Here is a 13204-nt window from a genome sequence, read left to right as displayed (position 1 = left end):
ATGAGTGCAGAAAAAATCATCTTTTCCATGGCCGGGGTATCCAAAATCTACCCCCCACAGAAAAAAGTGCTGAAAGATATTTATCTCTCATTTTTTTACGGAGCTAAGATCGGCGTCCTTGGTCTAAACGGTTCCGGTAAATCTTCCCTTCTGAAAATTATCGCCGGAATAGACAAAGAGTTTATCGGAGAAGTGGTCTGGTCACCGGGCTACACTGTGGGAATGCTCGAGCAAGAACCTAAGTTGGATCCTACCAAGACGGTCAAAGAAGTCGTGGAGGAAGCTGTTGCTGAGACCGTAGGCTTGCTTCGTGAATTCGACGAAATCAATGAGAAGTTCATGGATCCGGCTGTCATGGAGGATCCAAACGCGATGGATAAGCTTATTCTTCGTCAAGGGGAAGTTCAGGAAAAATTGGACGCTCTCAATGCCTGGGAACTGGACGTGATGCTGGACAAGGCGATGGATGCACTTCGTCTCCCTCCAGCTGATGCAAGTGTAGCCCATCTTTCCGGAGGTGAAAAACGCCGGGTGGCTCTTTGCCGCTTGCTTTTGCAGGAGCCGGATGTCCTTTTGCTTGACGAACCTACCAACCACCTCGATGCGGAATCTGTGCACTGGCTGGAGCAACACTTGCAAAACTATAAAGGAACGGTCATCGCAGTTACCCACGATAGATACTTCTTGGATAATGTGGCCGGATGGATTCTTGAATTGGATAGGGGAGAAGGTATTCCATGGAAAGGAAATTACTCTTCCTGGCTAGAGCAAAAGCAAAATCGCCTGAAGCAAGAGGAAAAAACTGAATCCAAGCGTCAGAAGACACTGGAGCGGGAATTGGAGTGGATTCGGATGTCTCCGAAAGCCCGTCAATCCAAAGGGAAAGCCCGTCTGAACGCCTACGACAAACTGGTCGGCGAGGAAGCGAAAGAAAGAGAAGCCAAACTGGAACTTTTCATCCCTCCAGGACCAAGGTTGGGAGCCAAAGTCATCGAAGTCAATGGTGTGTCCAAAGCTTATGGAGACAAACTGTTGTTCGAAAACCTCAGCTTCTCTTTGCCGCAAGGGGGTATTGTAGGAGTGATTGGACCTAACGGGGCCGGAAAAAGTACTTTGTTTAAACTGATCACTGGTCAAGAAAAGCCTGATGCAGGAAGTTTTGAAGTCGGGGAAACAGTTCAGCTCTCCTATGTGGATCAAGAGCATGGTGGCCTGGATCCCAACAAAACAGTCTACCAGATTATTTCCGGAGGAAATGAACTGATGAAGCTGGGCAACAAGGAGGTGAATTCAAGAGCCTATGTATCCAAGTTTAACTTTGCAGGAGCAGATCAGGAAAAGAAAGTCGGGGTACTCTCAGGTGGGGAGCGAAACCGAGTCCACCTAGCGATGATGCTGAAAGAAGGCGGAAACTTGCTGCTTTTGGACGAACCGACTAACGACTTGGATGTAAATACCCTGCGGGCTTTGGAAGAAGCCTTGGAGAACTTTGGAGGATGCGCAGTAGTCATTTCTCACGATCGTTGGTTCTTGGACAGAATCTGTACCCATATCCTGGCCTTTGAAGGAGATTCCCAAGTAGTTTGGTTTGAAGGTAACTTCTCCGATTATGAAGAGAACAAGAAGAAAAGGCTGGGCGATGTGACGCCGAAAAGGATTCGATATAAAAATCTGAAGTAAGCTTGGAAGTCAGAAGGCTAAAATCAGAAAGCTGAAAAAAACCTCTCGAGGAGAAATCTTCGAGAGGTTTTGTTATTATACCAAGATTTTGAGTGATTACTCTAAAATTAGTTTTTTTTAGAATGAGCAAGCGCCGATTGTATTTCCATCTTTCCATGATTCTGATTGCCCTAATGATCGGTGGTTTATCTCTTTGGCATTCCGGTTTTTGGATGGAGGGAAGAAATAAGGTTCCTAATTTTACCGCAATTGCTATGGTCTTATTGATAATCGGGCAAGGGGGAATGCTTTTGAGTGGACTTAAAAAAGGGAAGAAGTAGTTTGATTCTATGGAAAAAAAGATAAAAGTCTTTTAGTCATGTATTCAGTTCTTTTCACTTCTTCGCTTTTGATTGGTGGATTTTCGTGGTGGCACAGGGGACTTGTGCCTGAAGGCAAAAATTATCCGAATCCTATTATGGTTTCTATGTTTTTATATTGTATTTGGTCCGGTGTAGGCATAGTTCAGCAGTGGAAAAAGGCAAAAAAATTTAAATGAATAAGGTATGAAACTTGGGACCCTCAGTTTAATCTTTTTTCTCTTCTTTATTCAAAATGCAGAGCGCGACCCGCGCTTGGTTGGGAAATGGACGATACTTTTCTCCAAAGATGGAAATGGGGATACTATCAAAGATGAGTTTTACGGGAAGAGCTATGTGGAAACCTATACAAAGGATGGGAAGTAGATCGTAGATCCGCAGTTCTTTCGGGACGATGCAAAAAGGTTGGGGATAAATGCTCCTATTGATTATTCGGCCATTCCAACTTTCCAATGGAAAACCATCGATAACCAAATCCTTGAAATGAACACCAGTGAAGGGAGTCGGACTAATCGCTATGGCTTTTCCGGCGACACGCTCATTTTTGGCTATCCCAACGGTCACACGAGATATCTTTTGAAAAGAAAATGAGTAAGAAAATTATAGACCGAATTTATGGACTTCCTTTTTCATTGATTATTCTGATCTTATTGGCTAAATATTTGGACCTATTTATAATACCCACTTGGGTTTTGATGGTAGTAATCTGCTGGGGAGTATTTGCTTTTTTAGCTGAAGCATTGAAGAACAGGAAAAAGAAAGTTTGATATCTTTTGGAAGGTTGGTGCGGTGAAATTCGAAAACATGAAAGGGCTCAGGAAATATTTAAGATCAAGTTGAACAATGAATACTAGAATTCCAGGCTTCGTATTTTCCATTTTTTTCTTAGCTCTTTTACTTTTCCACTGGGGATGCAGGGAATTCGTCGATGATAGTTTTGATACTGTTACCGGCCGTATTGTCGACGAGTCAGGGAATGCACTGGAAGGGGTGGAATTGATATTCACAGATGATTTGGACTTTACTGATTTCCAAAGGCCGATAGCTAAGTCTCCTATCTACAAAGTAAAAACCAATTTGGTTGGAGAGTTTAGGTTTGTTGTTCCTTCCAAGAATTTGGAAAGTATTTATTTCATTGAGATTCAGACACCTTTCTTGGCAGAGGTAGATTCATTCGGCGAACTTGAGCTAAAAAATCATTTGATAGTTTTTTTTGCGAATAAAAATGAATCAGGAGTCGTCGAACTTGGATTAATTAAGGTATTAAATCAATGAAGAGTTTTTTTTATGGTTTGATTCTCATTCTATGGGTTTTTAGTCTCCCTCTAATTGCACAGGAAAAAGGAATGGTTCAAAATGAGCGATCTCATGGGTTTGTTTTTGAACCAAGCTTAGAGTTTCAGTTTAGGAATCTTAAAAAGGGAACTTACTTAGGTGATACCTATCAATTGGGACTAGGATACAGCGTCTCGTTAGGTCTTCGTTACGATAAGTTCCCCGGGATTGCTCTAGTAGTAGGCGGTCAAGGTGCTTCTTTGCAAGAAAATCGATTTTTGGGGAATTTTTTTGAGCAAGCTAGGTTAAGGGAACGCGGAGTTTTGGTGTATCACCAATTTAAGGTCACCCAACGCCTTTCTTTTCTCACTGATTTTGGTTTGGGATGGATGACTTTAAACCATGGTTACGGATTGTCTCGTTTCGCTCTTAATTTCAATGTATTACAAGGAAGTGGAGGATTTTCATACCGGATTTTTGAAAATGAAAGAGGAAAACTTCCCGTCAATTTGTTTATAAAGATCAGGTATGGAGGTTTAAATGGCAGGGAGATCGTTATCAATCCTACAGATCGAAATTATGTTCAAGGTTCCACCCAGATTTTAGGAAGTATAGGCTGTCAGGTACAGCTTCACTGATTTCAGTATTCCTGAGGTAAAAAGTTCTGTATCAGCTGTACTGTCGCTTTTAATCAAACTCAAAATTTGGCTGAAATAGTATTGACCTAATTAGAAGGATTGATTTTAAGGATCATGTTAAATCATTTGGATTTTTATCGATTCTCAGACTATTCCAAGGTCTTTTCCTTTTCTTTGTATCGGAATATTTTCCAAACCAGCCTATTGACCTATGAGACAGCTACTCCTGAGACCCGGAGCTGAAGAACTTTCCTATGAAATCCGGGGAATTGTAAAAAAAGCCCGGCAAATTGAATCCCTTGGATTTCCTATTACCTGGGAAAACATCGGTGATCCTATCCAAAAGAGCAATCACGTGCCGGAATGGATGAAAGCAATTATCGCCGATTTACTCAAAGAAGACAAAACCTATGGCTATGCGGATTCCAAAGGAGTGTTGGAAACCCGAAAGTTTTTGGCAAATCTGAATAATGAAAAAGGAGGGACCCAAATCACAGCAGAAGATATTCTCTTTTTCAACGGACTTGGAGATGCGATTGCCAAGCTGTATCAATTTCTGATACCAACAGCACGGATTATCGGGCCTTCACCGGCATACTCCACCCATAGTTCGGCAGAAGCTGCTCATGCGAATACCGCTCCGATCACCTATAAGCTCGACCCGGACAATCAATGGCTACCGGACATGGAAGATTTGTATTTGAAAGTAAAATATAACCCCTCCATCGTTGGTATTTTGATCATCAATCCTGACAATCCAACCGGGATGGTCTATCCAAAGGAAGTTTTGGAAGGATTTGTCCAAATCGCCGAGGAGTTTAACCTACTGTTGATTGCAGATGAGATCTACCAAAATATTACTTACAACGGGATTGAGGCGGTCGCCTTGGCAGAGGTAATCGGAAGTAGGCCGGCCATTTCGCTAAAAGGTATTTCCAAAGAATTTCCATGGCCAGGGGCGCGCTGTGGCTGGATGGAGTTTTACAATCGGGAAGCATCAGTTGAGTTTTCCAAATTATGCCAGACGCTGGAGAATGCGAAGATGATTGAGGTTTGTTCAACCATTTTACCTCAGTTGGCGATTCCTAAAATCATGAGTCACCCAGAGTATCACGCTTACCGTCAAAAGGCCAATGAAGCGATTGGAAAGAGAAGTGAGTGGATGAAAGAAATCCTGGGAGATATTCCGGGTATTAAATTTAATCCAACTCAGGGAGCTTTTTACAATACCATTGTTTTTGATGAGGTCTTACTCCATCCGCATCAAAAGCTTGAAATCAAGGACTCAAGGGTTCAGGGTCTCTTAGACAGTTGGCTGGACGATCCGAATATGCCATTGGACAAACGATTTGTGTATTATTTGTTAGCTGCAGAACAGATTTGCGTGGTGCCGATTTCCTCATTTTGCTCAGATCTGAGAGGATTCAGAGTGACCCTTTTAGAAGAAAAAGAAGAGGTGTTTAAGGATACATTTAGGAGGTTGGGGAATGCAATCCAGCTTTATTTGAGGTCATAAGAGTCAGTAATCAGTCGCAGTCTCAGTAAGCAACAAATTTTAAATAGTTCTAATAAATTAAATTCTGAAACCGGTCAGTTAGATTTTATACGTAACAATCTGCCTACTACTAACTGAGACTGCCCACTTTCTTCAGTGATCTCTCACCTTCAATTTTGTATCAGGCGTAAGTTTTTCTTCTTCGAACACAGTTCCGCCAAGCGTACTCAAGTCTGGTTGCCCCGCATTGACCCACGCGGTAAACCAAAAGTCAGCGATCATTTTGATAGACTTCCGCAATTGCCTTTCTACCATTCCGTCCAGCGCGGAAGCATAGGCTTCGGTAAATTCTCGGGAATAAACCCGAACTGTGATCCGGTTTCTCTCCTCAAAACTGAATTTTTGATCCTCTGGAAAAGCCTTGGTAAGCTCCCTTTCAAAAAATAATACGCTGTCCACCTGAGCATGGGCCTGAGCTACAGCTTTCCAGATAGCGAGTTGGGGTTTTTCTACATACTCAGCTTTTCCAACCCAGAAAGAATAGTTCTGGGACATAAGCTCAGGAACCCTGCTTTCCCAAAACCCGTGAATTCCTTCCTGTCCGGTCAGTTGGCCATTGTAATTTTTGGTAGTGTGCAAAGGAACGTTCAGGTCACCCAAATAATGTCCCAAATCTGCTGAAAGCCGGAGTATTGCTGCCTGGTTTTTTTGCTCAAATGCCTTAGTCAAGCTTAAGAAGGTCTGATAGGCGGACCAAGGTCCTATCCCGTGGGCCCGTAGACTATCCTCCGGAAATTTTTTGATGGCCTCTGGCCAATAGTTCGGCAGGATAAAAAGCGCGCTGTCTCCATAGTGGTCCAAGTCTATGTAGTGTTTCTCTGCTTCTCCTTGCACAGCATACCTTCGTCGGTCAGGGTTGACTGCATTGGTGCCTATAAATGTGATTTCGGCTTTATAGAGGATCATCATTTCAGGAGGTAAGGAGAAGACTGCCTGACGGTTGATCAACTCATGCGCAAAAAATCCCCAGAACTCTGAAGTGGGATGCCAAAAAAAGAAGGAAAAAATCCAAATAATAAAAATCTTCATTTAGGAAATTTATCAAAACAAATCTCTTTTTGAAAATGAAAAAATCTATATTTGCAGCCTGTATTGGACTGTTTGCCAAATTTTCCGAGTTGTCTCAAGTCCAAGACTCAAGGAATGTTTTAAATTCCTTTGGCAGAATTAATAATTTACAATAACTTTGCACTCCAATTCGGAATAGGGGAACGTAAAGAATTTATTTAACAACGAGATATGGCAAATCATAAATCAGCTCTTAAGAGAATTCGTGCCAACGAAGCGAAGCGTTTGAGAAACAGATATCAGGCCAAAACAACCAGAACTTTCATCAAAAGGCTGAAGGCTGCTACCGACAAAGTAGAAGCTATGGAGCTGTATCAGAAAGTATCTTCAATGTTGGACAAACTGGCTAAGAAGAATGTCATTCACAAAAACAACGCTAGCAACAAGAAATCAAGATTGGCCAAATTCGTTAACGCTTTGGCTTAATACTTCAGGACTTTCTTTATAAACCCTGCTCCAAAGGCAGGGTTTTTTTATTGACTTTTTCTAAATAACTTTAGTTATACTTTTTATCCAATGGATTATGGATCAAAACTTTTCCACCAAGATCTCCGAACTCGCGGAGGAGGATCGGCCCAGAGAAAAACTCCTTTTGAAAGGAAAATCAGCTTTGTCTGATGCAGAATTGATTGCCATTTTAATAGGCTCAGGTACCAAAACTCTCAGTGCGGTAGATCTCTCCAGGCTTATTTTGAAAAATGTCAGCTACGATCTATCCACTTTGGCCAAGCTTTCCATCAAAGACCTGATGAAATTCAAAGGAATTGGCGAGGCCAAAGCCATCTCGATAGTGGCAGCAATGGAGCTCGGCAGGAGGAGAAAAGAACAGGAGCCTCAGGCTAGGCCCAAGATTTCTTCTTCCAGAGATGTGTATGAATTGATGCGGCCTGAACTCTACGATGAGGTGGTGGAGCATTTTTACCTCGTGCTGATGAATCGGTCCAATCAGGTGATCAAAAAGCATCTCATCAGCCAAGGGGGTACCTCAGGCACGGTGGTAGATGCTAAAGTTGTTTTTAAAACTGCTCTGGAGCACTTGGCTCAATCAATGATTTTGGTCCATAATCATCCCAGTGGCAGCCTCACTCCCTCTGAGCAGGACAAAAGGCTTACCGAGAGATTGGTCAAAATTGGGAGGGATATGGATTTACCCGTATTAGATCATGTGATATTTTCAGATCGTGGCTATTTTAGCTTCGCCGATGAAGGTATCTTGTGAAATATGAAAGCCAGTCAGATTATTTTATTGCTTGTGGGGTTAGTGGTCGTGGTGGCCGTGGGTTATATGTTTACCGCTTCCGAAAGTCCCGAAGACTATATTGAGAAAATCGAAAAGGAACGGGAACGCCAGTTTAAATACATTCGCTTCAATGCTGAATCGCCTTTGACCGATGAGCAGAAGGCTAATTTCACTTCGCTGACTTTTTATGAAATCAATTCAGATTATAAAGTAAAGGCGAGGCTCCTTCCGATCGAAAACAAAAAAGTTAGGGAAGTTCCGATGACCGATGGGTCCAAAGAACGGTACATTGAGCATTCTTACGCAGAATTTGAATTGGGAGGAAAGACCAATAAGCTCTTGTTATTACAGTCAGTCAAGGAATCGGATATGCGGAATTTCTTCTTGGCTTTTGCCGATGAGACCAGTGGTAGAGATACTTATGGGGGAGGTAGATACCTGAATGTCCGCCAGGATGGGAAAAACAGCATCACGATTGATTTCAATCTGGCCTATAATCCCTATTGCGCTTACAATCCGGATTTTGCCTGTCCACTTCCGCCACGAGAAAATTTATTGGATATACCCATCGAAGCGGGGGAGAAAAATTATTCTAAATAGACTTCCCCTCCTGCAATTCTTCTAAATTTGTGACTTAGTCCAAAAAGGTGCCGATGCACCTTTTTTGTTAACCTATCGGGAAAGTGTCCCGAAAAGACAAGACCTATGAAAATTTCGATTAATCGACTTAAAAAATACATTCAACTGACCGAAAGCCCTGATCAAATTGCAGCGCTTTTGACCCAATCCGGTCTGGAAGTCGAAGCGGTAGAGGAGTTTCAGTCCGTTCCAGGTGGTTTGGAAGGGATCGTGATAGGGGAGGTTTTGACTTGTGAAAAACACCCGGATGCAGATAAGCTTAGCCTTACCACTGTTGATATTGGCACAGGCACTCCTTCTCAAATAGTCTGCGGGGCCCCTAATGTAGCCGCAGGCCAGAAAGTCGTCGTGGCTACTGTAGGAGCGAAACTTTATCCCTCAGAAGGCGAACCTTTTGAAATTAAGAAAGCTAAAATCCGTGGTCAGGTTTCCGAGGGAATGATCTGTGCAGAGGACGAAATCGGTATCGGGAAGTCTCATGCCGGGATCATGATTTTGGATACGGATTTACCCAATGGTACACCTGCCTCGGCGTATTTTGAGGTGGAGAATGATGCAGTTTTAGAAATTGGATTGACGCCCAATAGGGCAGATGCGGCTTCTCACTTGGGAGTTGCAAGAGATCTCAAGGCACTTTTAGGCAGACCAATCTGCCTTCCTCAAGAAAAGCCTCTTTCCCCGGAGAAATCTGGGCCAGCCATTACCGTGAAGGTTCAGGATTCCAAGGATTGTCCAAGATATGCTGGAGTGGTCATTTCAGACTTGAAAGTAGGGCCTTCTCCTCAGTGGTTGCAAAATTTCCTGAGATCCCTGGATTTGGAGCCAATCAACAATGTGGTAGATATCACCAATTTCATCCTGCATGACCTAGGGCAGCCTCTGCATGCATTTGATACCGACAAGATTTCCGATGGGAAAATCATCGTTGGAAAGCTTGCCAAAGGGACTCCTTTCGTCACTTTGGACGAAAAAGAAAGAAAGCTTTCAGGGGAAGAATTGATGATTTGTGATTCCAAAGGAGGGATGTGCATTGCCGGGATTTTCGGGGGACTTCATTCTGGCGTAAGTGAATCTACTACTTCGATTTTCTTGGAGTCAGCATATTTCTCTCCGGATGTGATCCGAAAAGGATCCCAATTTCATGGGCTGAAGACAGATGCATCCTTCCGTTTTGAACGAGGGACAGATCCTAATATGCCTGTATTTGCCTTGAAAAGAGCGGTGGAGCTTCTGCAGGAAATAGCAGGTGGAAAGGTGTGTTCAGAAATTATTGACCTTTATCCTGATCCGGTACAGGATTTTAAAATTGAGGTGGAGTATGGTCATATCAACCGTCTAATTGGTAAAAAGATCGAGCCCAAAGAGGTGAAGTCAATTTTGGAAAGTTTGGACATCCGAGTGACAGAAGAAACGGGGGTTGGATTTACTGCCATCGTGAAGCCCTACCGGGTGGATGTCACGCGAGAGGCAGACATTATTGAGGAAGTCTTGAGAATTCACGGTTTTCATCAGGTGGAACTTGTAGAAAATCTCAGCACAGACTATCTGGCCGAGCACCCTGTCAAGGATCTGAACAAGCTTCAGTTCAAACTTTCAGAAATACTCGCTGGACAAGGTTACTTCGAATTGATTACCAATAGCTTGACAAAGCCTCAGTACGCAGAGAAATCCGGATTTTTGGATGCGTCCAAGAATGTGGAGATCTACAACAAGCTCAGTGAAGACTTAGGTGTGATGCGTCAGACCTTGCTATTCTCTGGCCTGGAAGTCATGGCACATAATATCAACCGACGCCAAACGGACCTGAAAGGCTTTGAATTTGGCACGGTTTATCAAAAAACACCTGAAGGCTATCAGGAAGGTAGGAGACTGGCGATTTTCCATTCGGGCAATAGATCCGCAGAAAGCTGGGTGGAGCCATCTAAGCCATTCGGGTTTGCGGATTTGTATTCTACCGTAGAGAAGGTCCTGGAAAAGCTGAACATCGAAGTCGGGCAGGTAAATCCTATCGAATCCGCCCCTTTCACCTATGGTTTGGAATTGAAGCTGGGAGAAAAAATCTTGGGGACACTTGGCTTGGTGGATGACAAAATCCTAAAACTCGCCGAAGTTCGTCAAGAAGTATGGTATGCTGATTTGGATTGGGACTTGCTTTGCAAGAAAGCTTCCGGACTGAAGCGCTATCAGGAAATCTCCAAATTCCCTGAAGTCCGTCGTGATCTTTCTTTGGTCATTGACAAAGCGGTGACCTACGATCAGGTTAAATCTGTAGCAGAGAAGGCTGGTGGAAAATTATTAAAGCGGATTGGCGTTTTTGATGTGTACCAGGGAGATAAGATCGATTCAGGTAAAAAGGCCTATGCTTTGAGCTTTATTCTTCAGGATTCAGAAAATACACTTACCGACAAGGTAATTGATAAAACAATGAGTAAATTGATTCAGGCCTTCCAAGATCAGGTGGGGGCGTATATCAGAAGTTAAAAAATGATACACGAGGAACTGCAAAAACTGGAGAGGCTTGCTGTGCAGGCCAGTAAGAAAATTGAAGCTTTGGGAGCTGAAAATGAGCTTTTAAGAGAAAAATTAGCCCAATTAGAGCAAGAAATTCAGGGAAAAGAGCAGGAAATCCATCATTTTAAAAATAAGATTAAAATTAGTAACATTGTGGACAACCGACCGGTGAATTCGGAAGATGCCACCGAAATGAGTGACTTAATCAATAATTATATACAAGAAATCGATCATTTGATCACCTACCTTTCCGAATGATATGGAGACGCTGGCCATTAGAGTGAAAATCGGAGATAGGGAATATCCCATGCGCGTAAAGCCTGAAGATGAGGCTAAAATTCGCCATGCAGGTAAACTGATTAATGAAAAATTGAGAAAGTATAAGGCCGAGTTTGGGCTCGATGATTCCATGGATCTTTTGGCAATGGTTGCCTTTGATTGTATGGTAGAATCCTTGGAGACCAACGAGGTTAATGCGGAGGACAGCGAACATATACAGCGAAGTCTTACCCATATTTCAGCCTTGTTGTCCAAGGCCGTTTGATTGTTGATATCCACTTATTTCTGGAGTTTTCTGAGCCGGTTAGGTAGCAATTCTATACATACCTATGGCAGACGTACTATTTATCATCCTTGCAGCCCTGGCGGGGCTCGGTGGGGGTGCCGCATTAGCGGGATTTTTCATTAAAAATAAACATGCAAAGCTGGAAGAAGAAACCAAAGAACGGGTGAAATCCATGCTTAGGGAGGCCGAAATCAATGCTGAATCCATCAAAAAGGATCGCATTCTGGAGGCTAAAGAGAAGTTTTTGAAGATGAAGGCGGAGTTTGATGAAGAGATGAGTAACAAGAAAAACATCATCATCACCAACGAAAACAAAGTCAAGCAGCTTCAAAGCCAAGTATCCAAAGAGCAAGAACAGCTCAAGAGAAAAGAGGCTGAACTGGATAGCAAAAAGGAAAATCTACAAGCCCAATTGCATGCCGTTCAGGTCAAAAAAGAGGAGTTGGACCGCATTACCAATCAGCGAATTGCTGACCTGGAGAAGATTGCAGGACTGACCCGCGAAGAGGCTAAGGAGCAACTGATCAACATGCTCACTGAAGAGGCTCAGACCAAAGCTTCTTCACAAATCAAAGACATTCTTGACGAGGCAAAATTGACTGCTACCAAGCAGGCCAAAAAGATCGTGCTGGACACCATTCAGCGGACAGCAACAGAGCATGCCGTGGAAAACTGTGTTTCAGTTTTCAATATTGAAAGCGACGATATCAAAGGTAAAATCATCGGTAGAGAAGGTCGGAATATCCGTGCCCTTGAGGCTGCTACCGGAGTGGAAATCGTCGTGGACGATACCCCGGAGGCTATTATTATTTCCGGCTTTGATCCGGTGAGAAGAGAGATCGCAAGATTGTCACTCCATAGACTGGTGCAGGATGGTAGAATTCACCCCGCAAGAATTGAAGAGGTAGTGGCTAAAACCGAGAAAAACATCGAAGAAGAAATCGTGGAAATCGGGGAAAGAACGGCCATTGATTTGGGAATTCACGGGCTTCATCCGGAATTGATCAAAATGGTCGGGCGAATGAGATTCCGTTCTTCCTATGGGCAAAACTTGCTTCAGCACTCCCGAGAGGTAGCCAAATTGGCTTCTACGATGGCGGCTGAGATGGGCTTGAATGCCAAACTTGCCAAGCGGGCAGGCTTGCTTCATGACATCGGGAAAGTATGGCCGGAAGAGCAGGAATTACCTCATGCGATCTTGGGCATGGAACTGGCCAAGCGCTACAAAGAACACCCTGAGGTATGCAATGCAATCGGTGCTCACCATGATGAGATCGAAATGACTTCGATGATTTCGCCCATTGTCCAGGCATCGGATGCGATTTCAGGTTCCAGACCTGGAGCTCGCCGTGAAATCATGGACAGCTATATTAAGCGACTGAAAGAACTGGAAGAGTTGGCCTTGAACTTTGACGGAGTCAACAAATGCTTCGCCATGCAGGCGGGACGTGAACTGAGAGTTTTGGTAGATGCAGATAATGTGGACGACCAAAAGGCAAGTCAGCTTTCTTTTGACATTTCCCAAAAAATCGAAAAAGAAATGCAGTATCCTGGTCAAATCAAAATCACCGTGATCCGGGAAATGAGAGCGGTAAACTACGCGAGATAAACTAATTATTGCTTTTAAAAGGAATGGCAAGTACTTTAGGTGCTTGCCATTTTTGTTTGATGATA

General features: G+C 43.3%; 14 protein-coding genes. 13 read left to right on the top strand and 1 reads right to left on the bottom strand.

The genetic code is table 11. The features are described from left to right. The 6 genes from ettA to G458_RS0115720 all read left to right on the top strand — a co-directional run bounded on the left by ettA (window position 1) and on the right by G458_RS0115720 (window position 5468). On the top strand, window positions 1-1680 hold the full coding sequence (gene ettA / locus G458_RS0115760; protein WP_026952745.1) for an energy-dependent translational throttle protein EttA: 1680 nt from the start codon (window positions 1-3) through the stop codon (window positions 1678-1680). A 122-nt stretch (window positions 1681-1802) separates the two neighbouring features. Continuing rightward, window positions 1803-2000: a hypothetical protein gene (locus G458_RS0115755; protein ID WP_026952744.1), complete on the top strand. Its 198-nt coding sequence runs from the start codon at window positions 1803-1805 to the stop codon at window positions 1998-2000. 225 nt (window positions 2001-2225) lie between these two features. Then, window positions 2226-2405 (top strand): hypothetical protein, encoded by a 180-nt coding sequence (locus G458_RS0115745; protein ID WP_026952742.1) that lies wholly within the window; start codon window positions 2226-2228, stop codon window positions 2403-2405. 477 nt (window positions 2406-2882) lie between these two features. Next, a complete protein-coding gene (locus tag G458_RS0115730; RefSeq protein ID WP_026952739.1) occupies window positions 2883-3314 on the top strand; it encodes a peptidase associated/transthyretin-like domain-containing protein in 432 nt (143 codons plus the stop codon). Then, a complete protein-coding gene (locus G458_RS0115725; RefSeq protein WP_026952738.1) occupies window positions 3311-3952 on the top strand; it encodes a hypothetical protein in 642 nt (213 codons plus the stop codon). The genes G458_RS0115730 and G458_RS0115725 overlap by 4 nt, the downstream gene beginning before the upstream one ends. A 211-nt stretch (window positions 3953-4163) precedes the next feature. Next, complete coding sequence (locus G458_RS0115720) at window positions 4164-5468, top strand: pyridoxal phosphate-dependent aminotransferase (RefSeq protein WP_026952737.1); 1305 nt, start codon at window positions 4164-4166, stop codon at window positions 5466-5468. A 132-nt stretch (window positions 5469-5600) separates the two neighbouring features. Here the strand turns inward: G458_RS0115720 and G458_RS0115715 are convergent, their stop codons facing one another. After that, window positions 5601-6536, bottom strand: a complete 936-nt coding sequence (locus G458_RS0115715; protein ID WP_026952736.1) for a zinc dependent phospholipase C family protein — start codon at window positions 6534-6536, stop codon at window positions 5601-5603. A gap of 210 nt (window positions 6537-6746) precedes the next feature. Between G458_RS0115715 and rpsT the strand changes: the two genes are divergently transcribed. The 7 genes from rpsT (at window position 6747) to rny (ending at window position 13139) form a co-directional block, all read left to right on the top strand. After that, window positions 6747-7001, top strand: coding sequence for a 30S ribosomal protein S20 (gene rpsT / locus G458_RS0115705; protein WP_026952735.1), 255 nt, complete (start codon window positions 6747-6749; stop codon window positions 6999-7001). Between the two features lie 97 nt (window positions 7002-7098). Continuing rightward, window positions 7099-7794, top strand: coding sequence for a RadC family protein (radC, locus tag G458_RS0115700; protein WP_026952734.1), 696 nt, complete (start codon window positions 7099-7101; stop codon window positions 7792-7794). A 3-nt stretch (window positions 7795-7797) separates the two neighbouring features. Further along, a complete protein-coding gene (locus tag G458_RS0115695; protein ID WP_026952733.1) occupies window positions 7798-8415 on the top strand; it encodes a DUF1684 domain-containing protein in 618 nt (205 codons plus the stop codon). A 105-nt stretch (window positions 8416-8520) separates the two neighbouring features. Next, entirely contained in the window at window positions 8521-10935 is a 2415-nt protein-coding gene (gene pheT, locus G458_RS0115690) for a phenylalanine--tRNA ligase subunit beta (RefSeq protein ID WP_026952732.1), read from the top strand. 3 nt (window positions 10936-10938) lie between these two features. After that, window positions 10939-11223 (top strand): hypothetical protein, encoded by a 285-nt coding sequence (locus G458_RS0115685; protein ID WP_026952731.1) that lies wholly within the window; start codon window positions 10939-10941, stop codon window positions 11221-11223. 1 nt (window position 11224) lies between these two features. Continuing rightward, a complete protein-coding gene (locus tag G458_RS0115680) occupies window positions 11225-11509 on the top strand; it encodes a cell division protein ZapA (RefSeq protein WP_026952730.1) in 285 nt (94 codons plus the stop codon). Between the two features lie 64 nt (window positions 11510-11573). Then, on the top strand, window positions 11574-13139 hold the full coding sequence (gene rny, locus G458_RS0115675) for a ribonuclease Y (RefSeq protein WP_026952729.1): 1566 nt from the start codon (window positions 11574-11576) through the stop codon (window positions 13137-13139). Window positions 13140-13204 lie beyond the last annotated feature (65 nt).

The sequence above is a fragment of the Algoriphagus mannitolivorans DSM 15301 genome, assembly GCF_000429425.1.
In the GTDB taxonomy this organism is placed as follows: domain Bacteria; phylum Bacteroidota; class Bacteroidia; order Cytophagales; family Cyclobacteriaceae; genus Algoriphagus; species Algoriphagus mannitolivorans.
The sequence above is the reverse complement of the archived record's forward strand: the minus strand, read 5'-3'. Positions and strand labels throughout refer to the sequence as shown.

Bases quoted from the DNA above. Each gene is read 5' to 3' on its own strand.
- G458_RS0115745 (WP_026952742.1), top strand. From the start codon at position 2,226: ATGAAACTTGGGACCCTCAGTTTAATCTTTTTTCTCTTCTTTATTCAA.
- G458_RS0115715 (WP_026952736.1), bottom strand. From the start codon at position 6,536: ATGAAGATTTTTATTATTTGGATTTTTTCCTTCTTTTTTTGGCATCCC.
- G458_RS0115720 (WP_026952737.1), top strand. From the start codon at position 4,164: ATGAGACAGCTACTCCTGAGACCCGGAGCTGAAGAACTTTCCTATGAA.
- rpsT (WP_026952735.1), top strand. From the start codon at position 6,747: ATGGCAAATCATAAATCAGCTCTTAAGAGAATTCGTGCCAACGAAGCG.
- ettA (WP_026952745.1), top strand. From the start codon at position 1: ATGAGTGCAGAAAAAATCATCTTTTCCATGGCCGGGGTATCCAAAATC.
- pheT (WP_026952732.1), top strand. From the start codon at position 8,521: ATGAAAATTTCGATTAATCGACTTAAAAAATACATTCAACTGACCGAA.
- G458_RS0115695 (WP_026952733.1), top strand. From the start codon at position 7,798: ATGAAAGCCAGTCAGATTATTTTATTGCTTGTGGGGTTAGTGGTCGTG.
- G458_RS0115730 (WP_026952739.1), top strand. From the start codon at position 2,883: ATGAATACTAGAATTCCAGGCTTCGTATTTTCCATTTTTTTCTTAGCT.
- G458_RS0115685 (WP_026952731.1), top strand. From the start codon at position 10,939: ATGATACACGAGGAACTGCAAAAACTGGAGAGGCTTGCTGTGCAGGCC.
- G458_RS0115725 (WP_026952738.1), top strand. From the start codon at position 3,311: ATGAAGAGTTTTTTTTATGGTTTGATTCTCATTCTATGGGTTTTTAGT.
- radC (WP_026952734.1), top strand. From the start codon at position 7,099: ATGGATCAAAACTTTTCCACCAAGATCTCCGAACTCGCGGAGGAGGAT.
- G458_RS0115755 (WP_026952744.1), top strand. From the start codon at position 1,803: ATGAGCAAGCGCCGATTGTATTTCCATCTTTCCATGATTCTGATTGCC.
- G458_RS0115680 (WP_026952730.1), top strand. From the start codon at position 11,225: ATGGAGACGCTGGCCATTAGAGTGAAAATCGGAGATAGGGAATATCCC.
- rny (WP_026952729.1), top strand. From the start codon at position 11,574: ATGGCAGACGTACTATTTATCATCCTTGCAGCCCTGGCGGGGCTCGGT.